Genomic DNA, 22,043 nt, shown 5'->3' on the forward strand with positions numbered 1-22,043 from the left:
GTCCTCACTCGTATCGCAACGCGTCGATGGGCCGCAGCCGGGCGGCGCGGGCGGCGGGCAGGCCGCCGAAGAACAGCCCGATCGCGATGGACACGCCGACGGCGAGTCCGATCGAACTGGGCACGATCACCGGTTTCACGCCGACGATCTCGAACTGGCTGCCGATCAGCGCGGCGGCCACCCCGAGGGCGCCGCCTATCACGCTGAGCAGCGTCGCCTCGATCAGGAACTGGGTCAGGATCACCCGGCGGGGCGCGCCGAGGGCCTTGCGGATGCCGATCTCGCGGGTCCGCTCGGTGACCGTCACCAGCATGATGTTGGTGATCCCGATACCGCCGACCAGCAGGCTGATCGCGGCCACCGCACCGAGCAGCGTGGTGAACGTGTCGGCCGTCTCGGTCTGCGTCTCCAGCAGCGACGACGCGTTCTGGATCCGGTACGGCGTACTCGTCGAGTTCGCCGCCACGTCCAGCTTCTGGTTGAGGATCGTGGAGACCTGCCCCTGCACCGCGTCCACCTTGTCCGGGTCGGACGCCTCCACGATGATCGAGGTGAGCGCGCCGTACCCGGTGAGCACCTGCTGCACCGCCGTGAGCGGGGCGACCGCGGTGTCGTTGGAGTCCTGGAAGCCGGTCGAGCTCTTGGTCTCCAGCACGCCCACGATGGTGAACAGCGCGCCGCCCACGGTGACCTGCTTGTCGATCGGGTCCACGCCGGGGAACAGCTCCTCGGCGACGGTCTGCCCGATCACCACGACCCGGCGGCCCGAGTCCACGTCGGCCTGGGTGAACGCCGCTCCCCTGCCGACCGGTGTGCTGGAGGCCGCGAACCAGGCCGGCGTGGTGCCGACGAACGTGGCCACCGAGTGGTCGCTGCCCTCGTACGCCATCGTCGCCGAGTTCGAACTCACCACCGGCGACACCGTCCTGACGTCCGGCGCGAGGACCGGGTCGACCAGCGCGTCGGCCATGTCCTTGGTGAGCGAGGTGCTGCTCGACCCGCCCCGGCCGGTGCTCATCACCGTGATCGTGTTGGTGCCCAGCGCCTCGATCCGGTCGCTGACCGCCTTGGCCGAGCCGTTGCCGACCGCGACCAGCAGGATCACCGCCGCCACACCGATCAGGATGCCGAGCATGGTCAGCGACGAGCGCAGCTTGTTCGCCGAGAGCCCGCGCAGCGAGAACCGGACGACTTCGAAGAAGCTCATACCGAGTGCCGCCCCCCGGACCAGGACAGAACCGGGTGCACCGGCTTCTGGCGTACGTCGGTGACGATCGCGCCGTCGACCAGGCGGACCAGCCGCTTGGCGCGGGCGCCGACCTCGTCCTCGTGCGTGATGATCACGATGGACCGGCCGGACGCGCTCAGGTTGTCGAACACCTGCAGCACGTCCTCGGTCGACTTGCTGTCAAGGTTGCCGGTTGGCTCGTCGGCGAGCAGCAGTGCGGGCTCGGTGACCAGCGCACGGGCCACCGCGACCCGCTGCTGCTGACCGCCGGAGAGCTGGTTCGGCTCGTGCCCCGCCCGGTCCGCGAGGCCGACGACGTCCAGGGCCTCCATCGCGCGCCTGCGGCGCTCTTTCGGTTTCACCCCGGCGTACGCCAGAGGCAGCTCCACGTTGGCCACCGCCGTCGTCCGCGGGATCAGGTTGAACGCCTGGAAGATGAAGCCGATCAACCGGTTCCGGGCGAGCGCGAGCTGCGCGTCGGAGAGCCGGCTGACGTCCACGCCGTCGAGGTGGTACGACCCCGCGGTGGGGATGTCGAGCGCGCCCAGGATGTTCATCAGCGTCGACTTACCCGACCCGGACGAGCCCATGATCGCCACGTAGTCGCCACGCTCGACGGTCATCGAGACGCCGCGCAGCGCGTGGACGGTGGCCTCACCCGTACCGTAGATCTTCGTCAGGTCCGTGACCTGGATGACCGCCCGGCTCATCGGCCGCCACCGCCGCCCGGTCCGCCGCCGCCGCTGAAGCCGCCGCCACCCGGTCCGCCTCCACCGCCGGTCAGGCCACCGAACCCGCCGCCCGGGAAACCGCCCTGGGTGCCGCTCGTGCTGCTCGACGTGGTCTTCACGACGACCTGCTCGCCGGCGGTCAGACCGGACGTGATCTCGGTGGCCGAGTCGCCCTCCAGGCCGATCTCCACCGAGCGGGTCTCCTGGACCCCGTTCGCGACCACGGTGACCGTGTGCCGGTTGCCGACCGTGGTGAGCGCGGCCGCGTTCACCAGGACGACGTTCTCCTTCGAACCGGTGGTCACCGACACCGAGACGGTCTGGCCGACCTTCGCCCCGGCCGGGACCTTGTCCAGGGTCAGCGTGACCCCGTACGTGACAACGCTGTTCGACGTGGTGGCCGACGGGTCGACCGCCGCGACCTTGGCGCTCTGCTCGACGCCGCTCAGCGCGTTCCAGGTGACCGTGGCGACCTGCTTCTCCTTGAGACTGGTCGCGTCCGCCTCGGCGAAGGCCGCGGAGACCTGCATCTTCGTGAGGTCCGCGATGTCGACGAAGCCGCTGCTGGTGCTCGTGCTTTCCGTGCCGCCGCTCTGCTGTTGGCCCCCACTGCTGGAGGAGCCGGACGCTGAGCTGCCGAGCGTGCCGTTCACCGCGGTCACTGTGCCGGCCATCGGCGCCTTCAGCGTGGTGCCCGCGACACCGGCCTCGGCCTCGTCGACGGCGAGCTCGGCCGAGTCCACCTGGTTCTCCGCGTCGGAGGTGTCCGAGCCGGCGTCCTCGGCGCGGTCCAGGGCGTCCTGCGCGGCGTCCAGGTCGGCCTCGGCGGCGTCCAGCGCCCGGTTCGCGGCGGCCGGGTCGACCTTCGCCAGCACCTGGCCCTTCTTGACCTTGTCGCCGACCTTCACCCGGATCTCGGTGACCGTGCCGCTCGTCTCGAAGCTGGCACTGGCCGTGCTGGCGCTCTCCAGGGTGCCGTCCGCGGTCGCGGTCTTGGTGACCGTGCCCTGCTGGACGGCGACGGTGCGCTCGGAGGCCACCGCGGCCGTTCCGTCGTCGGAGCCGGCAAAGGCCTCGTACACCGTCCAGGCGCCGGCGACGAGCAGGACGCCGAGAACGGCGTTCACCACCAGGGACGGGTGGCGGCTCCCTTTTCGGAGGCTCGGTAGCTTCATGCCGGAGACTCTGTCCGGCAGGGCTAGGAGGAGCTTCGGGGGAACCTGGGAACAAGCTCGGAAAACTCACGCGGAGTCACCGGTGGGTGGGGAGCAGCACCCGGAAGGTGGCGCCACCGCCGGGCGTGGAGTGCAGCTCCACCCAGCCGCCGTGCTGGTGCACGATGGCCGCCACGATCGCCAGGCCCAGCCCGGATCCGCCGCCCTTCATGCGGGAACGACTGGAGTCGGCGCGGTAGAGGCGCTCGAAGACTCGGGCCGCGTGCTCTTCCGGCACTCCCGGGCCGTCGTCGGAGACTTCGAGGACGGCGGCATGGTCACCTGCACTCAGGGTGACTGGCCCAGAGCGGGCTGCCGCCGCTTCGTCCATCACAAATCGTATATTTACGATTTGTGCCGTGACCATGGTGCCCGGCGGCGTGTGATTCAGCGCGTTGGCCACCAGGTTCGTGGCGACCTGGCGCAGGCCGTGGTCATCACCGAGCACGGTGGCCGGCTCGAACTCGTCGGCCAGCCGCACGGCACGCTCCGGCGCGCGGGCGTGCGCGTCCCGGATGGTGTCCGCGACGATCTCCAGCAGGTCCACCGGGCGCAGGTCGAGGGTGCGCTGCCGATCCAGCCGGGCCAGCATGAGCAGGTCCTCGACCAGCACGCCCATCCGGCCCGCCTCGCCCTCGATCCGGGCCATCGTCTCGTCCAGCACCGGACCCGGTGGCGCGCCGCCCCGCCGGTACAGCTCGGCGAACCCGCGGATCGAGGTCAGCGGCGTGCGCAGTTCGTGCGACGCGTCCGCCACGAACTGCCGCAACCGCTGGTCCGCCGCCGTACGCGCACCGACCTCGTTCTCGATCCGGGTCAGCATCGCGTTCAGCGCCAGACCGAGGCGCCCCGGCTCGGTGTGCGGGTCGGACGCCGGGATGCGGTGCGACAGGTTGCCGGCCGAGATGTCCGCGGCGGCCTTCCCCATCTCGGTCAGCGGACGCAGCCCGAGCCGCACCACGAACGCCGCACCGGCCCCCAGCAGTCCCAGGACCAGCACCATCACACCGGCGTCGATGAGCAGCAGCCGCTCGGTGGTCTGCTCCACCTCGACCAGCGACGAGCCGATCAGCAGGTATCCCCCGCTGGTGCCGAGCGGCGCCGCCATCATCCGCCAGTCGGTGCCCTGCGGGGTGGACACCGTGTACGGCCGCCCGGTGGCGGCGCGCTCGACCACCTCGGCAAGGGGCGCGACGACCGGGCGGGCGTCGTCGGCGGCGGAGCTGCGGTCGGTGTCGAGGGTGCCGTCCGCGTGGTAGAGGTACATGACCTGGTCGGGGCCGATCCGGAACCGGCCGCGCGGCACGAAACCGTTGGGCGGCGGCGTGTTGTCGGTCATCGGGCGGCTGATCCCGACGAGTTGCTCGTCGATCCGGTCCTGCAAATAGGTGCGGATCAGGATGAGCCCCGCCACGTTCGCGACCACAAGGGCGATCGCGGAGAGGACAGCAACGATCAGGACGAGCCGAGTCCGTAAGGTCATTCGTCGCGAGGCAAACGCAGCGCGTACCCGACGCCGCGAACCGTGTGGATCAGCGGCGTCCCCGTCACGTCGATCTTCCGGCGAAGGTAGTAGACGTACGACTCGACGATCCTTCCGTCGCCACCGAAGTCGTACTTCCACACCCGGTCCAGGATCTGCGCCTTGCTGACCACCCGGCCCGCGTTGATCATCAGATAGCGCAGCAGGTTGAACTCGGTCGGGGACAGCTCGATCAGCCGGCCGGCCCGCCGCACCTCGTGGGCGTGCTCGTCCAGCTCCAGGTCCGCGTAGCGCAGCACCCCGGTCTCCGGCTGGGGTTCGTCCGGCTGGCTGCGCCGCAGGATCGCGCGGATACGTAGCACGACCTCCTCGAGACTGAACGGCTTGGTCACGTAGTCGTCGGCACCGGCCGACAGGCCCTGGATCCGGTCCTCGACCGCGTCGCGGGCCGTCAGGAACAGGACCGGCACGCGGTGCCCGGCCGCGCGCAGCCGCCGGGCCACCTCGAAGCCGTCCACGTCCGGCAGCATCACGTCGAGCACGATCAGGTCCGGCTCGAAGTCGCTCACCGCGATCAGGGCCGCGTGCCCGGACTCGGCGACCCGGACGTCGAACGCGACCAGCCGAAGCGTCGCGCTGAGCAGCGCGGAGATGTTCGGCTCGTCGTCGACGACGAGGACGCGGGCGGGACGCGCCGCGGGGTCGATCAGGGCCACGGAACCACTGTTTTCGGAGAGCACCGCACAGAGGTATCAAGGCATTCTTTGAATTACCTATGAGCGGCACGGGAGCGCGCTGTCAGGTTCGGTTCACGACGTCCCCCTCCGCCAGCCCGGCCGTGATCTCGGTGTACTGGTCGCCGCGCAGCCCGAGCGTCACTTCGGTCGCCACGCCGTTCTTCAGCACGGTGCCGCGGTCACCGGAGACGTCGTGCACGGCGGTGCTGGGAACTCGGAGCACGTCCTGCTTGCTGCCGGTGGTGACGCGTACCGACGCGCTCTGCCCGACCAGCAGCTCCTCGGGCGCCTCGTCGAAGGAGAGCACCACCCCGAAGCGGGTGAGCGTGCCGTCGCTGGTGCCGACCGGGTCGACCTGGACGACCGTGGCGTCGAACGTCTGACCCGGCCGGTCGGCGAGCGTGATCACGGCCTCCTGGCGTACCTGCAGGTGGTCGGCGTCGGCCTCCGGGAAGTCGGCGCTGATCTGCATGTCGTAGATGTCGGCCAGCGTGATGAAGGTGGACCCGGCGCTGACCTGGCTGCCGACCTTGCCGCCGACGGTGAGGATCCGGCCGGCGATCGGCGCGGTGATGGTCGCGCCGTCGAGGGCCTCCTCGGCCTCCTCGAGCGTCACCCGGGCCTGGTTGACCCGCTGCTGGGCGGTCAGGATGGCGTCGCCGCTGCTTGCACCGGTGCGCCCGCCGCCGCCGGCGGCCGCGGTGCACGTTGCCGCCGGCTGGGGAACAGCGCCGGCCGTCCTGGTCGGCTTCTTCGTCGGCGTCGCCGACGAAGCGGGGCTTTTAGTAGGATTTGTCGCGGTCGGACTCGCCGAAGCCGAAGCCGAAGCCGACGGCGACGCCGACGCCGACGGGGATTCGGTGTACGCCGCCGCCACATTCGCGCCCGTGCACGAGGAAGACGCCGAATCCGCGCTGTCCTCCGCGTCGTCCAGGGACTCCTCGGCCTCGTTCAGCGCGTCCTGCGCGTCCTCGACCTTCTCCGCGGCGTCCGCGTCGTCGACCGCCGCGAGCACGTCACCGGCCGCAACCGTCGTACCCGCCCGCACCTTGACGCTCTCCACCGTGCCCTCGACCGCGAACGACAGGCTCCGCGTCTGCGCCGCCTGCAGCGTCCCGGTGGTGGCCACCTCGGTGGTCACCGCACCCTTGTCGGCCGTCGCGGTCTCGGCCGCTCTCGTGCTCTCCTGCGACGCGCCCGCCGTCACCGCACGCACCACGCCGAAGGCGATCAACGCGAGCACGACGACCGCCACGGCGAGCCAGATCAGACGCCGGCGACCGGCCAGTGCAACACCCATGGGCGACGAGTCTGCCCAGGTGTCCTCGCCGCGGGCTCGGTCCCACCTGGGAGTTCGCTCGGAGAGACCGGCGGGTGTTCTTAGGTAACTCCTAGGGTCGTCCGACCTTCCGCACAGGTGCGCCAGCTTTTCTTTCGTGCGTTCCCGCTGGACGAATAAGGAGACTCTGGTGCCGGTTGTCAGTTCGAAGGCGCACCGCCGCGCCGCGGCTCTGCTCGTCGCCTCCGTGGCGATCCTGTTCACCGCGGCGTGCGGAGGATCGGACGATTCCTCCGGCCAGAACGGCGACGGCCAGAACGGCGGTGGTGGTAACTCGGCATTCGCCGCCTACATCAGCTGCCTGAACGAGAACGGCGTGACCATCACGATGCCCTCCGGCGGCCCCGGCGGCGGCGCCCGCCCGTCGGGTGCTCCCGACGGCGTGCGACCTTCCGGTGAGCCCGGCGCCTTTCCCTCCGGCCAGCCCCGCCCCGAAGGCAGCGCCGGCCCGCGCGGTGGCGGCGGCTTCCCGGGCGGCGGCGGCTTCACCAAGCCCGACGGCGTCGACGACGCCACCTGGGAGAAGGCCCAGACCGCCTGCGCCTCGGTCCGCCCGAGCATGGGCGCCGGGCGGGGCAACCGCAACGGCGGCGGCAACGGCGCGGACGCGGCCTACACCAACTGCCTGAAGGAGAACGGCGTCACCGACACGTCCAACCTGGACACGTCCGACGCGACCGTCCAGAAGGCCGTGGAGACCTGCAAGGTCCTCAAGCCCACCGCCACCGCCACCTCGTAACACCCGAACTCCCGTGCCGGCGCGGCCCGTCCCCCCGTAATAGGCCGCGCCGGCACGGGCCGCACAGGGCCGGGCCGGCGGAACGAATCCGCCGGCCCGGTGATGCGTTGTGCCGCGGTCAGCTCAGGGGGCAGCTGCTGCGGTAGTCCGAGATGCTCACGCCGGTACCCGGACCCGGGCAGATGAACTGGTCATACCGGGTGTCGTTGTCGACGAAGCGCTTCAGCCAGGCGACGAACTGGACGGCCATCGGCGTGTTCGTGGACTGCGGGAAGAAGTGGCTGGCGCCGTTGAGCTCCAGGTAGGACTTCTCCGCCGAGGACGGGATCGAGTTGTAGAACGGGATCGAGTGCGACGAGACCGGCGCGATGGTGTCCGACTCGCCGCCGATGATCAGGGTCGGTACGCGGAGTTCGGACCAGGTCTTGTCCGAGTTCCACGGCGCGATCGGGACCGCGGCCTGCAACGACGGGCGGTCGCTCGCCGCCTCCAGGCTGCCGCCGCCGCCCATCGAGTGGCCGGCCACGGCGAGGCGGCTGGAGTCGATGCGGGTGCGGACCGAACTGGACCGGGTGAGGTAGTCGAGCGCGGCCAGCAGCTGGGTGCCACGGGAGGCGGGCTGGTCCAGGGTGCTGTTGGTCTCGATGCCGATCACGACGAAGCCGTGCGAGGCCAGGCGCGGGCCGAGCCAGGAGATGCTCGACCAGTACGCGGTGAAGCCCGGCGAGATGGCGATCGCGCCGAACGTACCGTCGCTGGTGGTGGTCGGGTAGTAGATCTGCCCGCCGCCGAAGCCGGAGACCGAGAGGCTCGAGACGGACGTGCTGGAGACGGCGTACGGGCCACGCGAGGCCTGCAGCGCCGACAGCGTGGGTGCGGGGCCCCGCTCGTACGGGTTCTCGGCAGCCTGCGCCGCGGTGATGCCGCCGGCCATGAGGGACAGGGTGGCGGCCGCGGTGACGAGGAATCGCCGGGCCCGGACGGGCATGGATGAACGTTGCACGTCGACACTCCTTAACCAGGGGGAACGGATCGACGAGCGTCAGTTTCAGCGGGTCAGGGCACGTGAGGCATCGGTGAAATCACCGGCCTCATTTCATCGGCCGGCAACATCCCGGAAATTTCATCCAGTGAAATCCGGCCGCGAGGTCTTCCGCCGGGAGCCGTGGAGGGGAAAACTCGCTCCATGGTTGATGCACACACAGTGCAGAAAGTTGGCCTGAGCGGGCGCGACGCGGACCTCGCCGCGATCGGGCGCCTGCTGGCCACGGCGTCCGCGGGCCACGGCGGCGCGCTCGTGCTGGCCGGGGCGCCCGGCGAGGGGCGGACCGCGCTGCTCGACGCGGTGGTGCGGCATGCCCGGGGCTGGACGGTGATGTCCGCTTCCGGTCATCCGGATGAGCGCGCGGTCGCGTACGCCGGGATCGCCCAGCTCGACCCGGCCTTCTGCGTGGGCACGGAGGGCGACCTTCTCACGCTTGGCCTCGCGGTCAAAAGCCGATGGGGTACGGAAGCCGCGCGCCGCCCCCTCCTGTGCGTCCTCGACGACGCGCACCTCCTGGACGAGCCCACCTGGCGGACCGTCCTGTTCGTCGCCCGCCGTCTCGGACCGGAACGGATCGCCATCCTCGCCTCGGTGGCGGCCGGCGCGGAGACCGGTGGCCTGCCGGTTCGACGCCTCGCGCCGCTGCACCCGGACGCGGCGCGGGAACTCCTCGCCCGGCGCGCCCCGGACCTGGCCGACGAGGTCGCGGTGGCCCTCGTGGAGGTCAGCGGCGGCAACCCGGCCGCCCTGATCGACCTGGCCGACGCGCTCAGCCCCGAGCAGCGGCGGGGATACGCTCCGCCGCCGGAGACGCTGCCGCCGGCCAGCGGACTGCGGCAGCGTTACCGGGCCGAGCTGCACGCGCTGCCGGAGCGGACCCGTGAGCTCGTGCTGCTGGCGGCGGCCGCGCCACAGGCCGACCTGGAGGACGTCCTGGCCGCGTCCACCCGGGACGCCGGGCTGCCGGACTTCGAACCCGCGGAACGCGCCGGGCTCGTCACCATCAGCGGCGACACCGTACGGTTCGCCTCGCCGTTGTTGCGGGCCTGCGCGTACGCCGAAATGCCCGCGAACCGCCGCCGGGCCGCGCACATCGCGCTCGCCGGGGTCCTCGCCGCCCGCGGCGCGCATCTGCCGGCGCTGCTGCACCGCGCCGCCGCCACCACCGGCCCGGACGTCGCGCTGGCCCGGCAGCTGGCGCGGAGTGCGCGGGCGGCGGACCCGGCCGGCGCGGCGCAGGCCCAGGCGCGCGCCGCCGACCTGCATCCTGATCCGGCCGACCGGGGCGCGGTTCTGGTGGACGCGGCCCGCTCGGCCTGGCTCGCCGGGCGCCCGCACGACGCCGGCCTGCTGATCCGGCGCGTGCCGCGGGCGGCGGCGACAGCACAGGTACGCGCCCGCGCGCTCACCGCCGAGATGCGCCTGCCCGAGGGCCGCCCCGGAGCCCGCGACCTGCTGCTCGACGTCGCCGCCGACCTGGCCGACAGCGACACCCCGGCCGCCCTGGACGCGCTCGCCCTGGCCGGCGAGGCCGCCGCCGAACCCGGCGAGCAGGGCCGCTACGCCGGGCTGGCCCGCCGGGTGGCCGCACGCCGGCGCGGCGACGAGCCACCCGCCCTGGCGCTGGCGTACCACCACGTCGCCGGCCTGGCCGGACTGGCCGACGGCGACGAGCCGGCCGCGTTCGCCCGGTTCCGGCGGGCTCTCGACCTGGCCGACCGGGTACGCGAACCCGGCGCGCTGATACGCGCCGCCACCGCCGGGATCCTGGTCGGCGACGCACGGCGCGCGGGCGCCCTGGCCGGACGGGCCGCGGTGCTCGCACGCGAGTCCGGCGCACCCGTGCTGGTGCCCCGCGCCCTCGAACTCGCGTCACTGGCCGGCATGGCCGCGGGCGACTACACGACCGCGAACGTCGCGGCGCTGGACGGCGCGGCGATCGCCCGCGCGACCGGGCAGCGAGTACTGGCCGGCGCGCACCTCGGCGTGCTCGCGGTCCTGGCCGCGCTGGTCGGCGACCGGGAGACCGCGCTGCGGCGCATCGAGGAGTCCGGCGCCGGCGCGATCCGGCCCACGTGCGGCTGGGCGCTCGCCCTGCTCGACCTGGTCGAGGGCCGCTTCCCGGCGGCCACCGAGCGGCTGGTCGCGGTGATGACGGCACCTCCGGTCTACGGCTCCGCCCTGGTCCAGGTGGCGGTCGTCCCCCACCTGCTGGAGGCGGCGGCGCAGATGGAACGCGCTCCGGGCGCGCGGGTCACCGGGCACCCGGGCATGGCACTCGGCCTGGAGGCGGTCGCGACCGGCTTCGACCGCTGGGCCGGCCGCACCGGCCAGCCGGCCTGGCTGGCCCTGCGCGACCGGTGCCGCGCGCTGCGGGCTCGCGAGCCCGAGGCCGCCGAGGTCCATTTCGAGGCGGCCCTCGGCCACACCGGCGAGGCCGGCTTCCCCCGAGCGCACACCGAGCTCCTGTACGGCCGCTTCCTGCGCCGCCGTCGCCGCCACGTCGAGGCCCGCACCCAGCTGCGCCGGGCCGCCGACACGTTCCGCCTGCTCGACGCGGAGCCGTGGGCGGCCCAGAGCGTCCGCGAACTCCGAGCCGCCGGCGAGCGCGTCGACCAGCCCGCGCCGGCGCTGACCGGCCTGGAGCTCACCGCCCAGCAGGAGCGCATCGCCGCGCTGGTCGCGGGCGGCGCCACGAACCGCGAGGTGGCCCAGGAGCTGCACCTGAGCCCCCGCACCGTCGACCACCACCTGCGCAACGTCTTCGCCCGCCTGGGCGTCCGCTCCCGCACCGAGATGGCCCGCCTCCTGAACACCCGCTGAAATAACCTGAGCGAGGGACTAGTGTGCATACGTCAATGTGCACTAGTCTAGGCCCATGACAGACGAAGAAGAGCTGGAGCGACTGCAGGCTTTTGCCGACCGCTTCTGTCCCCAACTGGGTATCGAGCCGCCCCGTTTCACACTTGAGCAGGTGAGAGCCCACCGCGAGCGGATGCGCGACGGCGACGCCCAAGTCGCGGCCATCCTGGCCCGCCGCCAGGCTCGGAACAACACATGAGCGAGCACCAGCCGCGTGTTCTCGACGCCTCGGCCCTCATCGCGCTCTTTCACGGCCATCCCGACCTCTGGCAGTACTTGGTCGAGGCAGACAAGGGCGGCACGAACATCGCGATACCCACCAACGCGGTCCTGGAAGCGCAGGTGATCCTCCGATGCAGCCAGTCGGCGTGGAACAGCATGCTCAACTTCGACGGTGTTTTCGAACTGCCGTTGAGCCTGCACGCCGCCCGCGAGGCCGGAGACCTCGCGCGCCCCAGGATGGAGTTCGAGCTGCCACATCGGGTCCTGACCGGCCCGCCGATGGTCGGCCACGTGTTGCGCGAGGCTCTCGTCACCACGGGTGTCATCATCACGTCGGTTCCGGAGGCCTACTTCGGCCACGAGGTCGCCATCAACACCTTCTGACCGGCCGGTGCAGCGCGGCGTGGATTCGGTCGCGGATACCGTTGGCCCGGGCCACCGGTATCGAGTCCGACGGCGCCCGCAACACCACCCGGACCAGCAGGTTCACCTGTCCCGGCCCGATGCGCAGCCGTTCCGCGGCCACCGGCGGGAGCTCCTCGGCCGGCGCGACCGACAGGACCCGTACCTCCTCGACCAGATCCGCGTCCTCCCCGAGCGCCTCCCGCACCCGGTCCCCCGCGAGCTCGTCGTCGAGCACTTCATCAGCCGCCACCGACACGTCCCGCCTAGCGGCCGGTTGCGCCGACACCGGCCGGTACGGCGCCAGGTCCATCATCTGACTCGCGATCCTCGGATCACCCGCGCGCAGCAACCGGATGTCGTCGACGCCCTTGCGCAGCATCAGCAGCCGGTCCAAGCCGAGTCCCATCGCCAGCCCGGACACATCGGTGAGTCCCGCGCCCGCCAGCACGCCCGGATGCGCCAGCCCGCACTCGCCCACCTCGACCCAGGTCCCGTCGTCCGCCGCCACCTCGATCTCGCGCCCGGCTGTCGTGTAGGGATGGTCGGCCGGTGTCACCCGCCACTCCCGGCCGGGCAGCGCGGCGGCGAGCACCTCCCCGATCATCTCGTCGAGGTCGCCGGTGGTCAGCGGACTGCCGCCGGCCCGGATCCGCCACAGGTCGGCCTGGTGCGGCATGCCGGTGTGAAGGCGGTCGATGACGTCCCGCCGATAGACCAGGCCGACCGCCACGACAAGGTGATCACCGGCTGTCAACCGCCGCAGGACCGGCGGGATCAGCGCGGACGTCTGGGTGCGTAACAGGCGGCCCGGTGAGACATACCGGCTGTACCGGGAATCCCGGGCCGCGGCGCCCGCCGGGTATCCGAGCCGGTCGTAGTTGTCGGCGACGGACACGATCCGCTCGCCGCGGGCCGGCAGGACGTCGACACCCCAGCAGGCGCGCAGACGCGAGACGATCAGGCTGATCAGAGCCTGCATCGCGTGCGGTCCGCCGGCGGGGTCGGTCAGGTCGCGCACGGCCAGGTCGGCGGCGAGCGCGGAGGGGGTCAGGCAGATCATGGTGCGACTCCGTTCGATGAAGGGCCCACCGAACGGAAACGGCCGCCCGATGGGCGGCCGAAAACGCGTCAGCAGGCCGCCGGATGGCGACCGAAGAAACGCTGCGCGGATGTCATGACTCCAGGATGCCAGTGAGCACAAGCGATTTCTGCGAGATGATGACGCCGTGCGGGTAGAGGTGGAGAGCACGTCAGCGCTGATCTTCGACGACGGGACGCCGGTGCGCGCGGCCTCCGCGATCGCGCCGTTCGGTGACGGGTGGCTGATCGCCCAGGACGACGCCACGCATGCGGCCTGGGTCCGTCCCGATGCGACGGTGCCGCTGCGCGTGGTGGACCCGGTGGACGGTCTAGAGATCTTCAGCTCGGCCGCCGGCACGAAGCATCTGAAACCGGATTTCGAGGCGGCCTGCGCCGTCGAGGCCGGGGTGCTGCTGCTCGGTTCCGGTTCGTCGCCGGCGCGGATGCGGGCGTCCCTGGTCGCCGCGGACGGCTCCTACGCGGTCGCCGATCTGTCCACGCTCTACCGGGAGGTCGCCGCCGCGCTGGGCCTGCGTCCCGATCAGCTCAATCTGGAGGGTGCCTGCCGGGTGGGCGATCGGTTGCGCTGGTTCCAGCGCGCCAACCTGGCCGCGGGCGCGGCCAACGCCAGCGTCGACGTCGATCTGGGCGCCCTGCTCACGGTTTTCAGCGGTGCGGGCTCCGAGCAGATCAACATCACAGATGTACGCGTATACGACCTCGGCCTCGTCGACGACGTAGCCCTGGCCGTCACCGACGCCGTCACCCTGCCCGACGGCCGGATCGTCGTCAGCGCCGCCGCCGAGGACACCCCGAACGCTGTCGACGACGGCCCGGTCGTGGGCGCCGCCGTCGCACTCCTCGAGGACGGCCGGGTCGTGACCGTGGCCGAACTGCCCGACGCCCACAAGGTCGAGGGCCTCGCGCTCGCCACCTCCACCTCCGGCGGCACCGACCTGCTCGCCGTCGTCGACGCCGACGACCCGCTGGCCCCCTCGCTCCGGCTGGACCTGCACCTGCGATGGTGATCCGGCACGCCTGAACCCCGACTTCGCGAAGGGACGTCCCCGCCGATGACCACGCCCAGGCCGGGACAACCGGTACGAGGTTCCAGCACCGGCCGCCCCCTGATGGCAGCCCTGGACCTGTTCGGCCGCCGGTGGAACCTGCGGATCGTCTGGGAGCTGCACCAGGGCCCGGTCGGTTTCCGCGCGCTCCAGCAGCGCTGCGACAACATGTCGTCCAGCGTGCTGCGGCAGCGTCTGACCGAGCTGCTCGGCGCGCACCTCGTCGAGCAGCTGCCCGACTCCACCTACGACCTCACCGAGCTGGGCCGGGGCGCCTACCGCGCGCTGCGCCCCCTGGTCCGCTGGTCCGACGAGTGGGCCGAGGCCGTGGCGGCCGACGGATAGTGATTCGGATTCCGAAGCGCTAGGCTGCTTCTGAATCAGAAGCACGATCGGGAGGGTTCCATGGCACGCGTCGCCCCGCTCGAAGCCCCGTTCACCCCGGACGTGGCGGCTCAGCTCGCCTCGATGATGCCGCCCGGCACACCACCGATCGGCCTGTTCCGCACGTTCGCCAAGAACCTGCCGATGACCGCGGCGATGAGCCACTGGGGCCGCTACGAGCTGGGCAGACAGCTCTCCCTGACACTGCGCGAGCGGGAGATCGTGATCGTCCGGACCTGCGCGCGCTGCGGATGTGAGTACGAGTGGGGCGTACATCTTCTGATCTTCGGCCGTAAGGCCGGGCTGACCGGCGACGAGGTCGCCTCCCTCACCGCGGGCTCGGCGGACGACGCGTGCTGGGCCACCCCGCGCGAACGTGTCCTGATCCGGGTGGCGGACGCCCTGCACGACTCCTCGGACGTCGCCGACGATCTGTGGGAGACCGCCCGCGAGGTGCTGACCGAGCCGGAGATCCTCGACCTGCTCCTGCTCTGCGGCTGGTACCACGCGATCAGCTTCGCCGCCCGCGCCACCCGCGTCGAACCCGAGCCGGGCGCACCCCGCTTCGCCGATACAGTCGGCGGATGATTGCCGGAGTGATCGCACCGGGCCGTGCCTACCCCGCCCAGGCACCCCTGCTCGACCTGGCCGTCCAGGCCCTCACCGATCGGGACGCCGTCGTCGAGGTGATCGCCTGGACACCACCGGAGGGCCTGCTCGAAATCGGCCCGGAGCCCTTCGTGCGCGCTCACGTGGAGTCCGCACTGCACCGCCTCGCCAAAGCCACCCCGAACGCGACACCCGTCCTCGTCGCCAAGTCCCTCGGCACCCACGCCGCAGCCCTCGCCGCCGAGCGGTCGCTGCCGGCGATCTGGCTCACCCCGCTGCTGCACCTCGACTCCGTGTCCGAGGCAATCTCCCGAAACCCCGCCCCGGCCCTCCTCGTGGGCGGCACCGCCGATCCGAGCTGGCTTCCCGAGGCAGCCACCGCAACCGGCAAAACAGTCGTCACCATCCCCGACGCCGACCACGGCCTGCGCCCACCGGGCCCCTTGCGCGCCTACACGAACGCCCTCGGCACCGTAGCCACCGCCATCGAGGACTTCCTCACCACCCTCACCTGACGATCACCGCGACGCGGCGCGAGCCGGGCGGAGGTCCGCGACGCCGCCGCGAGCCGGGCGGAGGTCCGCCACGCCGCCGCGAGCCGGGCGGAGGTCCGCGACGCCGCCGCGAGCCGGGCGGAGGTCCGCGACGCAGCGCGAGCGGAGCCGAGCCTCCGCGACGCCGGTGCCGGCCGGGAGTCGCGGCGGGTCAGGAGGCCAGGTTGATGTCCGTCCAGCGCTCGGCCAGCTGGCGGCGACGGCATGCGACCAGGTGGCCCGCGAGGATGCCCTGGTGGCCGCCGCGCACGCACACGTGCGCGCCCTCGGTGAGCACGCCCGCGACGGTCTCCGCCGGCGCCCAGTCGTCGATGAGCGCGACGATCCGGGTGCTCGGCGGCAGCACCCGGCGAGCCAGGCGGACGTCGTAGGGACCTGCGCCACTGATCACCAACAGCTCCCCGGGACGGACCTCGTCCAGCTCCGCGATCAGCCGCAGGGTCCAGCCGTGCGGCAGATACTGCGCGAGACCCGCCACGCGACTCCGCTGCCCGAGCACCGCGACCGACGGCGGGTCGGCCGGCCCGGGTGCGCCCGTCTCATGCGCCGCGCCGCGGCCAAGCTGGGTGATCATGGTGTGCATCCCCTCGATCGGGTCCCTCGTGTCCCTTCACGATCGACCCGCAATCTGTGGGCCACCATGTGCCCCACCTGTGCGTTCGATGTCAGGAACCGCCCCGGGAGATCACGACTTTCAGGCGCCAGCCCGGCAGACCACGACTCTCAGGCGCCAGCCCGGCAGACCACGACTCTCAGCGCCGCCCCGGCAGACCACGACTCTCAGGCGCTGGCCCGGGAGATCACCCTGATCGCGTCGCCGCCGGGTGGGAGGGGCTCCGGCTTGCCGCTGATCGCGGCCAGGACGCCGGCGGCCAGGTGCGCGGCTATCGCACGCTGGTCGGTGGTCACTGTCGTCAGCGGGGGTACGGCCAACCGCGCCGCCGGAATGTCGTCCACGCCCACGACCGCGAGTTCCCCCGGCACCGCCACCCCGAGCAGTCGCGCCCCCGCGAGCACCGCCAGCGCCACCTCGTCGTTGTAGGCGCACACCCCGGTCACTCCGACGGCCCGCCACCGCCGCACCGCGCCGGCCGCCCGGTCCGGGTCCAGCGGCACCGTCTCCACCACGGGATCCTCCGGCGTGCTGGCCCGAACCCCGGCGAGGCGCGGATCCGCGAAGATGCGCAACCGTTCGTCGTCCGGATACGCGTAACCCAGCCGGCTGTGTCCCGTACCCCTGAGATGTTGGGCTTGATGGCGCCCCACCAGCTGTTGTGGCATCTGCAGCTCGCAGCCCTCCCGGCCGGGCCCGCCGAGAAGCGCGACCACCACCGCGACGCCGGCCGCCCGCATCGCGCCGAGTTCCCCGTCGGAGAATCCGGCGAAAGTGATCACCGCGGCCGGCGTGATCGCCTTCCAGATCTCTCCGGCCGGCCGGTCCGCCTCGCTGCCCGGATGGACCACGAAGGTCATCCCCGCCCGCGCCAGCTCGGTGGAGAGGTTGCCCAGCAGGTTGCCGACCTCGTTGCCGATCGGCCAGTCGGGCAGCAGGCACAGCACCACGTCGGAGCGCCCCGTGCGGAGAGTGCGTGCGGCGGCCGACGGTGCGTACCCGAGACTTGCCGCGGCGGCGAGCACACGCGTGCGCGTGGCCGGCGAGATGCTCTGCCCGGGCGTCTCGTTGAGGACGTAGCTGACCGTCGCCCGGGAGACCCCGGCTCGAAGGGCGACGTCCGCGCTGGTCACCCGCTGCATGGCAGCACCTTAGTGCAGGGCCGAGTTCCAGCTCGCGAGGACCGGGTCGCTCCCGTGCTCGAAACCGAGCGCGGAGATCGTGGCGGTGTCCAGTTTGAGCAGGCCACCGGCTCGCGGCGGCAGACCGATCCAGCGGGCGCCCGCGACCCGCAGGCAGTGACCGTGCGCAACCAGCGCGACATCACCCTCAGGGAGGAACTCGCGGGCGCGGGCAAGGACCCGGTCGAGTCGCGCGCCCACCTGTTCGGGTGACTCGCCGCCGGGACAGCCGTCGGTCCACAACGACCACCCCGGCCGTGAGCTGCGGATGTCGCGAGTGGTGACGCCCTCGTACTCGCCGTAGTTCCACTCCGCCAGGTCGTCGAGGACCTCGGACACGGTGAGCGCGGCCAGTTCCGCGGTGTGCAGGGCCCGCTTGCGCGGGCTGGAGAGGACCGCCGCAAAGTTACGCCCGGTGATCCCGTCGCGCACCGCGCGGGCCTGTCGCTCACCCTCCGCGGTCAGTTCGAGATCGGTGTACGACGTGTGCCGCCCGTTGGCGCTCCACTCGGTCTGGCCGTGCCTGATCAGCACGATCTCGCTCATCGCTCAGGCACCGTCACCCGGAACGGTGACGGGATGACGGGCCTCGTCGCGAGCCGCCAGGCACTCCATCGCCCGCGTGTACTGCGGGGTGGTCAGCTCGCCCCGGAACAGCTGGGCCACCAGCAGGCCCTCGGTGCTCTCCACCCTCGGCAGCGGCGTGACCGGAGGGGACTCCACCACGTCCGCGGGCGGCGAGAGTGGCCAGAGCGCATATGTCCACGCCGCGACCATCGCGGCGCCCAGGAGGGCAACGACCAGCATGCGCCAACTCTAGATCCCCTGTGGCCTCAGCCGCAGGCCCCCGGATGGTCGTCGCCGGGAACGGTGAGCGGATGCAGCTGCTCGTCACGCGCCGCGAGCAGTTCCACCTCGCGGACGTACTCCTCCCGCGTGATCTCCCCGTTGACCCGCCGCAGCACCAGCAGACCTTCCACGCTGGACGGGGACCGCCGCGTGCCGGGCCAGACGGCCAGAGCGGTAGCGATGATCAGGCCGATCGTGGCCACCAGCAGAATTCCCACGGAAACCACCCCCTCGGTGACATCTTCGCCACGGTGCGCAATGATCGGGGCCGGAACGGCAGATAGCGCAAAATGGAAGGCGCTCGAAAATGGCCGTGAAGTCGTGGTCCGATGTTTCCCCGCGCGACCGTGCCGTAATCGCGATCGCCGCGCCGATCGAGATCGCCCTGACCACCTGGGCGGCGATCGACCTGGCCCGCCGGCACCGGTCCGGCGTGCGCGGCCCGAAGGCGGCCTGGTGGCCGGTCCTGCTGGTGCAGCCGTTCGGCCCTCCGGCGTACCTGCTCTGGGGCCGCCGGACCCGCTGACCTGCTGTGCGGGTCGGCCCGGCCGAGACGGGCCGCCGGTCCCGCTGACCCTCCTGCGCGGTCTCGCCCGGTCAGGCCGGGCCGCCGGTCCCGCTGGCTCGGGGCGCGTGCCTCTGCCGGGTGGCCCTCGTTGGCGTGATCCTCGGATCCGGGGGTAAATGCGCTGGTGAGGAGGTTGATGATGAACGCCGGATATCTGATCGTGGTGGGCGTGGACGGCTCCGAGGGAGGCCGCCGGGCCCTCGAGTGGGCCGCCTCGGAGGCGGCCGGCCGAGGCGGCGCCGTGCAGGCGGTGATGGCCTGGTCCTGGGACGGCCTGGACTACGGACCGGTTGCCGCGGACACGCCGCAGGAGGAGGAGCGGCGTGCGACCGCGCTGCTGAACGACGAGATCCGGGCGCTGATCCGGGACCGCGGTTCCCATCTTCCGGTCACCGGCCGGGTCCTGGAGGGTTCGCCGGCCGAGGTGCTGGCGCGCGCTTCCAGCGGCGCCGGCATGTTGGTGCTGGGCAGTCACGGGCACAGTCGCGTACGGCACACCGTGCTCGGGTCCGTCAGTGAGGCGTGCATCCGTGACGCCGCCTGCCCGGTCGTGGTGATCCCGGTGGCGGTGGGGGCGGTCCCCGCGGGCGGATAGGCCGAAAGTCCCGGGACGTGGTGCTCTCCGGCACAGGTGCTCTCAAACGCGTGAGAGCAGAGTCAGAGGTGCAGACAACGTCACTAGGAGGGCGAGATGGCCACCATCGGTCGTCACAACACCACCACCCAACTCGAGACGGTCGAAGCCCCCGGCGCCATGCTGACCCACGCTGCCGCCCGAGCCCTGGCCGTCCTCCGCATCGCCACCGGCTTCGTCTTTCTCTGGGCCTTCCTCGACAAGACCTTCGGCCTCGGCTGGTCGACCGTCTCGGAGCGTGCCTGGATCAACGGCGGCTCGCCGACCAAAGGGTTCCTCAGCTCGATCGACGTCGGACCGTTCGCCGACTTCTTCACCAGCATCGCCGGCGCCGCCTGGGCCGACTGGCTGTTCATGCTGGGCCTGCTCGGCATCGGCCTCGCGCTGATCCTCGGCATCGGCCTGCGGATCGCCGCGGTCGCCGCCGGTCTGATGATGGCCTTCATGTGGGTCGCCGAATGGCCGCTCGCGCAGACCACCAACAGCGGCGAGCCGACCCGGTCGACCAACCCTGTCGTCGACTACCACGTCATCTACGGCATCAGCGCCGCGGTGGTGGCACTCACCTACGCCGGGCACACGTGGGGCCTGGGCCGCTGGTGGGCGAAGCTCCCCTTCGTCCGGAAGAACCGCTGGCTGATCTGACCACCCCTCTCCCCTCCCCTCCGCCCGGCCGGGATCTCCCCGGCCGGGCATCTCCCTTCCTCCCTCTCCTCCCCTTCTTCCGCCAGTCTCTTACGCCAGCCGGGAGCGCCCAGCCGGGAACTCCGGCCGGGCATCTCCGTGCTGTGACAAATCGGGCGATCCTGTATGCCCGAGCCCGGTCGGAGGTGCGATGCTGCCGGAAGGCCATTCGAGGGAGGCACTCATGATCGCGCAGGTGGGCGACCGGCTTGTCGTGAAGGGCAAGCACGTCGGCGACGGCAACAAGGTCGGGACCATCACCCGGCTCCGGCACCAGGACGGCACCCCGCCGTACGAGGTTCGGTGGGAGGACGGCCACGAGGGTCTGATCTTCCCGGGGCCCGAGACACACGTGGTGCACGACGCCGGCTGAGCCGGTCGGATCACGGACTGGACGGGGGCCGGAGCCGCGCCGGGTGACTAGCCTCCGGCGGCATGGCCAGTACCTACACCATCGACACGTACTCCGTACGTCTCTGGTCCTCGCGCCGCACCACCGAACTCAACCCGGGCGTCGCGGTGGCCGGGATCTACCTCTATGAGCAGGGCAGCTACCGCGGGTACGCGTACTTCTACCCGGACGGCACACCACTGAGCCCTCCGGTGATCAACCCCGGATTCGTCGCGCTGCACTACAACCTGTCGCAGTTCGCCGCCGTCTCGCAGATGCTCCGCGAGGAGAAACCCGTCTACCTGTTCGAGTACGGCGCCACCAACGCCGGCCTGGCAACCGGCACCGAGCCCACGGGTGAGGAGGAGGGCCTCAGCGGCTGAGGCGTAAATCAGGTGACCACCGCGGCCGGCCGTTGTACGGTCGGCCGCATGCCTACGACGCACGCTCTCCTCGCGACGGCGCTGACGCCCGCGCGAGGACCGCTGCACGCGATCCGTCTGCGCACCGGGCGTCCCGCCCTGCAGCGCTGACCCGGTAGCTTTCAGGAAGCCAGCCGCTCAAGCGACCCGGTCCATCAAGCGACCCGGTCCATACGAACGACCCGGTCCATCGAGCAACCCGGTCCATCGAGCAGCCTGGTTCCTCGGGCGACCCGGTCCATCGAGCAACCCGGTTCCTCGGGCGACCCGGTCCATCGAGCAACCCGGTTCCTCGGGCGACCCGGTCCATCGAGCAACCCGGCTTCTCGAGCGACCCGGTCCATCGAGCGACCCGGTTCCTCCGGTGACCCGTCTTTGAGCGGCCTTTCTTCGAGACCACAGCGCCAGGGCCCAGTCGAGTCCTCTTTCCACTCGGACGGGTCGCGATGCCGCCTGTCCGTGAACTCGCAGACAGGACCCGCCCTCATGGCGCCACTTTCGCCGCGGCGCGAGCACGCCCGTGCCCGCCGTGCCTACGGACAGAACTTTCTCGCCGACCCGTCGATCGCCCGGCGTCTCGCTGATCTGGCGGTGACCGTTCCTGACGTTCCGGTGTTCGAGGTGGGTGCGGGCCGGGGCCGCCTCACCCGTGAGCTTCTTCGGCGGGGAGTGCGCGTTTTCGCGTACGAAATAGACCCGGACCTCGCCCGGACGCTGCCGCGACATGCCTCACTCACCGTGCGCAACGAGAACTTCCTGGCGGCGCCGCCGCCGGGCGAGGCCTTCGCGGTAGCCGGAAACATCCCCTATGGTCTGACATCACCGGTCATCGAGTGGTGCCTGGACACGCCCGGACTGCGCCGCGCGACGCTGCTGACGCAGTGGGATGTCAGCGCTTTCTGAAAACTGGTTCTGACCCCCATCTCGTGATCGCATCTGACCCCGATGGCTCTGATCAGCGGCTGAGCAGGACCCGCTTGCGGAGCAGGTCGAACCCGGCTC

Annotated in this window: 27 protein-coding genes; 14 read left to right on the top strand and 13 right to left on the bottom strand. The window is 71.6% G+C overall.

Going from position 1 to position 22,043, the window contains the following annotated elements; genetic code table 11:
• Positions 1-4: 4 nt before the first annotated feature.
• The 6 genes from AB0M02_RS38210 to AB0M02_RS38235 all read right to left on the bottom strand — a co-directional run bounded on the left by AB0M02_RS38210 (position 5) and on the right by AB0M02_RS38235 (position 6,693).
• Positions 5-1,207: an ABC transporter permease gene (locus AB0M02_RS38210; RefSeq protein WP_364236302.1), complete on the bottom strand. Its 1,203-nt coding sequence runs from the start codon at positions 1,205-1,207 to the stop codon at positions 5-7.
• On the bottom strand, positions 1,204-1,938 hold the full coding sequence (locus tag AB0M02_RS38215; RefSeq protein WP_364236303.1) for an ABC transporter ATP-binding protein: 735 nt from the start codon (positions 1,936-1,938) through the stop codon (positions 1,204-1,206). The genes AB0M02_RS38210 and AB0M02_RS38215 overlap by 4 nt, the downstream gene beginning before the upstream one ends.
• Positions 1,935-3,134 carry a biotin/lipoyl-binding protein gene (locus tag AB0M02_RS38220; RefSeq protein ID WP_364236305.1) on the bottom strand — a complete coding sequence of 400 codons (1,200 nt, stop codon included), beginning with the start codon at positions 3,132-3,134 and terminating at the stop codon, positions 1,935-1,937. Before AB0M02_RS38220 ends, AB0M02_RS38215 begins: the two co-directional genes overlap by 4 nt.
• Before the next feature lie 76 nt (positions 3,135-3,210).
• A complete protein-coding gene (locus AB0M02_RS38225) occupies positions 3,211-4,656 on the bottom strand; it encodes a HAMP domain-containing sensor histidine kinase (RefSeq protein ID WP_364236306.1) in 1,446 nt (481 codons plus the stop codon).
• Positions 4,653-5,372: a response regulator transcription factor gene (locus tag AB0M02_RS38230; RefSeq protein WP_364236308.1), complete on the bottom strand. Its 720-nt coding sequence runs from the start codon at positions 5,370-5,372 to the stop codon at positions 4,653-4,655. Before AB0M02_RS38230 ends, AB0M02_RS38225 begins: the two co-directional genes overlap by 4 nt.
• Before the next feature lie 82 nt (positions 5,373-5,454).
• Positions 5,455-6,693: an efflux RND transporter periplasmic adaptor subunit gene (locus AB0M02_RS38235; protein ID WP_364236310.1), complete on the bottom strand. Its 1,239-nt coding sequence runs from the start codon at positions 6,691-6,693 to the stop codon at positions 5,455-5,457.
• A 169-nt stretch (positions 6,694-6,862) separates the two neighbouring features.
• Here AB0M02_RS38235 and AB0M02_RS38240 point away from each other — a divergent pair, with 169 nt between their 5' ends.
• Complete coding sequence (locus tag AB0M02_RS38240) at positions 6,863-7,471, top strand: hypothetical protein (protein ID WP_364236312.1); 609 nt, start codon at positions 6,863-6,865, stop codon at positions 7,469-7,471.
• 118 nt (positions 7,472-7,589) lie between these two features.
• Here AB0M02_RS38240 and AB0M02_RS38245 read toward each other — a convergent pair whose 3' ends face one another.
• Positions 7,590-8,405 (bottom strand): alpha/beta hydrolase, encoded by an 816-nt coding sequence (locus AB0M02_RS38245; protein WP_364236360.1) that lies wholly within the window; start codon positions 8,403-8,405, stop codon positions 7,590-7,592.
• A 252-nt stretch (positions 8,406-8,657) separates the two neighbouring features.
• Here AB0M02_RS38245 and AB0M02_RS38250 point away from each other — a divergent pair, with 252 nt between their 5' ends.
• Genes AB0M02_RS38250 through AB0M02_RS38260 form a run of 3 tightly spaced genes read left to right on the top strand, consistent with a single transcriptional unit; the run spans position 8,658 to position 11,984 of the window.
• On the top strand, positions 8,658-11,339 hold the full coding sequence (locus AB0M02_RS38250; protein WP_364236314.1) for a LuxR family transcriptional regulator: 2,682 nt from the start codon (positions 8,658-8,660) through the stop codon (positions 11,337-11,339).
• 55 nt (positions 11,340-11,394) lie between these two features.
• Positions 11,395-11,577, top strand: a complete 183-nt coding sequence (locus AB0M02_RS38255; protein WP_364236316.1) for a hypothetical protein — start codon at positions 11,395-11,397, stop codon at positions 11,575-11,577.
• Positions 11,574-11,984 carry a hypothetical protein gene (locus tag AB0M02_RS38260; protein WP_364236318.1) on the top strand — a complete coding sequence of 137 codons (411 nt, stop codon included), beginning with the start codon at positions 11,574-11,576 and terminating at the stop codon, positions 11,982-11,984. Before AB0M02_RS38255 ends, AB0M02_RS38260 begins: the two co-directional genes overlap by 4 nt.
• On the opposite strand, the gene AB0M02_RS38265 is transcribed toward AB0M02_RS38260, so the two are convergent.
• Complete coding sequence (locus tag AB0M02_RS38265; protein WP_364236319.1) at positions 11,971-13,065, bottom strand: hypothetical protein; 1,095 nt, start codon at positions 13,063-13,065, stop codon at positions 11,971-11,973. The genes AB0M02_RS38260 and AB0M02_RS38265 overlap by 14 nt on opposite strands.
• A gap of 166 nt (positions 13,066-13,231) precedes the next feature.
• Between AB0M02_RS38265 and AB0M02_RS38270 the strand changes: the two genes are divergently transcribed.
• The 4 genes from AB0M02_RS38270 to AB0M02_RS38285 are packed head-to-tail and all read left to right on the top strand — an operon-like array spanning position 13,232 to position 15,660.
• Complete coding sequence (locus AB0M02_RS38270) at positions 13,232-14,113, top strand: hypothetical protein (RefSeq protein WP_364236321.1); 882 nt, start codon at positions 13,232-13,234, stop codon at positions 14,111-14,113.
• Between the two features lie 45 nt (positions 14,114-14,158).
• The gene (locus tag AB0M02_RS38275) at positions 14,159-14,497 is read left to right on the top strand and encodes a helix-turn-helix domain-containing protein (protein WP_364236322.1); all 339 of its coding nucleotides are present in this window, start codon (positions 14,159-14,161) and stop codon (positions 14,495-14,497) included.
• Between the two features lie 60 nt (positions 14,498-14,557).
• Positions 14,558-15,124, top strand: a complete 567-nt coding sequence (locus AB0M02_RS38280; RefSeq protein WP_364236324.1) for a carboxymuconolactone decarboxylase family protein — start codon at positions 14,558-14,560, stop codon at positions 15,122-15,124.
• Positions 15,121-15,660: an alpha/beta hydrolase gene (locus tag AB0M02_RS38285; RefSeq protein WP_364236326.1), complete on the top strand. Its 540-nt coding sequence runs from the start codon at positions 15,121-15,123 to the stop codon at positions 15,658-15,660. Before AB0M02_RS38280 ends, AB0M02_RS38285 begins: the two co-directional genes overlap by 4 nt.
• Before the next feature lie 190 nt (positions 15,661-15,850).
• On the opposite strand, the gene AB0M02_RS38290 is transcribed toward AB0M02_RS38285, so the two are convergent.
• From AB0M02_RS38290 to AB0M02_RS38310, 5 genes are all read right to left on the bottom strand, one after another.
• Positions 15,851-16,273, bottom strand: coding sequence for a hypothetical protein (locus tag AB0M02_RS38290; RefSeq protein WP_364236328.1), 423 nt, complete (start codon positions 16,271-16,273; stop codon positions 15,851-15,853).
• A gap of 206 nt (positions 16,274-16,479) precedes the next feature.
• Entirely contained in the window at positions 16,480-17,454 is a 975-nt protein-coding gene (locus tag AB0M02_RS38295; RefSeq protein ID WP_364236330.1) for a LacI family DNA-binding transcriptional regulator, read from the bottom strand.
• 9 nt (positions 17,455-17,463) lie between these two features.
• Positions 17,464-18,039, bottom strand: a complete 576-nt coding sequence (locus AB0M02_RS38300) for a histidine phosphatase family protein (RefSeq protein ID WP_364236332.1) — start codon at positions 18,037-18,039, stop codon at positions 17,464-17,466.
• Positions 18,040-18,042: 3 nt separating this feature from the next.
• On the bottom strand, positions 18,043-18,300 hold the full coding sequence (locus AB0M02_RS38305; RefSeq protein WP_364236335.1) for a hypothetical protein: 258 nt from the start codon (positions 18,298-18,300) through the stop codon (positions 18,043-18,045).
• Between the two features lie 26 nt (positions 18,301-18,326).
• Complete coding sequence (locus tag AB0M02_RS38310) at positions 18,327-18,560, bottom strand: hypothetical protein (protein ID WP_364236337.1); 234 nt, start codon at positions 18,558-18,560, stop codon at positions 18,327-18,329.
• Between the two features lie 89 nt (positions 18,561-18,649).
• Here AB0M02_RS38310 and AB0M02_RS38315 point away from each other — a divergent pair, with 89 nt between their 5' ends.
• From AB0M02_RS38315 to AB0M02_RS38340, 6 genes are all read left to right on the top strand, one after another.
• Positions 18,650-18,868, top strand: coding sequence for a PLD nuclease N-terminal domain-containing protein (locus AB0M02_RS38315; RefSeq protein WP_364236339.1), 219 nt, complete (start codon positions 18,650-18,652; stop codon positions 18,866-18,868).
• Positions 18,869-19,049: 181 nt separating this feature from the next.
• Positions 19,050-19,505, top strand: a complete 456-nt coding sequence (locus AB0M02_RS38320) for a universal stress protein (RefSeq protein WP_364236341.1) — start codon at positions 19,050-19,052, stop codon at positions 19,503-19,505.
• A gap of 159 nt (positions 19,506-19,664) precedes the next feature.
• Positions 19,665-20,189 carry a DoxX family membrane protein gene (locus tag AB0M02_RS38325; RefSeq protein ID WP_364236363.1) on the top strand — a complete coding sequence of 175 codons (525 nt, stop codon included), beginning with the start codon at positions 19,665-19,667 and terminating at the stop codon, positions 20,187-20,189.
• A 223-nt stretch (positions 20,190-20,412) separates the two neighbouring features.
• Positions 20,413-20,601, top strand: coding sequence for a DUF1918 domain-containing protein (locus AB0M02_RS38330; protein WP_364236343.1), 189 nt, complete (start codon positions 20,413-20,415; stop codon positions 20,599-20,601).
• 62 nt (positions 20,602-20,663) lie between these two features.
• On the top strand, positions 20,664-21,002 hold the full coding sequence (locus AB0M02_RS38335; protein WP_364236344.1) for a hypothetical protein: 339 nt from the start codon (positions 20,664-20,666) through the stop codon (positions 21,000-21,002).
• A gap of 525 nt (positions 21,003-21,527) precedes the next feature.
• Positions 21,528-21,944: an rRNA adenine N-6-methyltransferase family protein gene (locus tag AB0M02_RS38340; RefSeq protein WP_364236345.1), complete on the top strand. Its 417-nt coding sequence runs from the start codon at positions 21,528-21,530 to the stop codon at positions 21,942-21,944.
• Positions 21,945-22,043 lie beyond the last annotated feature (99 nt).

This window comes from Actinoplanes sp. NPDC051861 (assembly GCF_040681145.1).
In the GTDB taxonomy this organism is placed as follows: domain Bacteria; phylum Actinomycetota; class Actinomycetes; order Mycobacteriales; family Micromonosporaceae; genus Actinoplanes.

Bases quoted from the DNA above. Each gene is read 5' to 3' on its own strand.
- AB0M02_RS38210 (WP_364236302.1), bottom strand. From the start codon at position 1,207: ATGAGCTTCTTCGAAGTCGTCCGGTTCTCGCTGCGCGGGCTCTCGGCG.
- AB0M02_RS38215 (WP_364236303.1), bottom strand. From the start codon at position 1,938: ATGAGCCGGGCGGTCATCCAGGTCACGGACCTGACGAAGATCTACGGT.
- AB0M02_RS38220 (WP_364236305.1), bottom strand. From the start codon at position 3,134: ATGAAGCTACCGAGCCTCCGAAAAGGGAGCCGCCACCCGTCCCTGGTG.
- AB0M02_RS38225 (WP_364236306.1), bottom strand. From the start codon at position 4,656: ATGACCTTACGGACTCGGCTCGTCCTGATCGTTGCTGTCCTCTCCGCG.
- AB0M02_RS38235 (WP_364236310.1), bottom strand. From the start codon at position 6,693: ATGGGTGTTGCACTGGCCGGTCGCCGGCGTCTGATCTGGCTCGCCGTG.
- AB0M02_RS38245 (WP_364236360.1), bottom strand. From the start codon at position 8,405: ATGGCCGGCGGCATCACCGCGGCGCAGGCTGCCGAGAACCCGTACGAG.
- AB0M02_RS38250 (WP_364236314.1), top strand. From the start codon at position 8,658: ATGGTTGATGCACACACAGTGCAGAAAGTTGGCCTGAGCGGGCGCGAC.
- AB0M02_RS38255 (WP_364236316.1), top strand. From the start codon at position 11,395: ATGACAGACGAAGAAGAGCTGGAGCGACTGCAGGCTTTTGCCGACCGC.
- AB0M02_RS38260 (WP_364236318.1), top strand. From the start codon at position 11,574: ATGAGCGAGCACCAGCCGCGTGTTCTCGACGCCTCGGCCCTCATCGCG.
- AB0M02_RS38265 (WP_364236319.1), bottom strand. From the start codon at position 13,065: ATGATCTGCCTGACCCCCTCCGCGCTCGCCGCCGACCTGGCCGTGCGC.
- AB0M02_RS38275 (WP_364236322.1), top strand. From the start codon at position 14,159: ATGACCACGCCCAGGCCGGGACAACCGGTACGAGGTTCCAGCACCGGC.
- AB0M02_RS38280 (WP_364236324.1), top strand. From the start codon at position 14,558: ATGGCACGCGTCGCCCCGCTCGAAGCCCCGTTCACCCCGGACGTGGCG.
- AB0M02_RS38285 (WP_364236326.1), top strand. From the start codon at position 15,121: ATGATTGCCGGAGTGATCGCACCGGGCCGTGCCTACCCCGCCCAGGCA.
- AB0M02_RS38290 (WP_364236328.1), bottom strand. From the start codon at position 16,273: ATGATCACCCAGCTTGGCCGCGGCGCGGCGCATGAGACGGGCGCACCC.
- AB0M02_RS38295 (WP_364236330.1), bottom strand. From the start codon at position 17,454: ATGCAGCGGGTGACCAGCGCGGACGTCGCCCTTCGAGCCGGGGTCTCC.
- AB0M02_RS38300 (WP_364236332.1), bottom strand. From the start codon at position 18,039: ATGAGCGAGATCGTGCTGATCAGGCACGGCCAGACCGAGTGGAGCGCC.
- AB0M02_RS38305 (WP_364236335.1), bottom strand. From the start codon at position 18,300: ATGCTGGTCGTTGCCCTCCTGGGCGCCGCGATGGTCGCGGCGTGGACA.
- AB0M02_RS38315 (WP_364236339.1), top strand. From the start codon at position 18,650: ATGGCCGTGAAGTCGTGGTCCGATGTTTCCCCGCGCGACCGTGCCGTA.
- AB0M02_RS38320 (WP_364236341.1), top strand. From the start codon at position 19,050: ATGAACGCCGGATATCTGATCGTGGTGGGCGTGGACGGCTCCGAGGGA.
- AB0M02_RS38325 (WP_364236363.1), top strand. From the start codon at position 19,665: ATGCTGACCCACGCTGCCGCCCGAGCCCTGGCCGTCCTCCGCATCGCC.
- AB0M02_RS38330 (WP_364236343.1), top strand. From the start codon at position 20,413: ATGATCGCGCAGGTGGGCGACCGGCTTGTCGTGAAGGGCAAGCACGTC.
- AB0M02_RS38335 (WP_364236344.1), top strand. From the start codon at position 20,664: ATGGCCAGTACCTACACCATCGACACGTACTCCGTACGTCTCTGGTCC.
- AB0M02_RS38340 (WP_364236345.1), top strand. From the start codon at position 21,528: ATGGCGCCACTTTCGCCGCGGCGCGAGCACGCCCGTGCCCGCCGTGCC.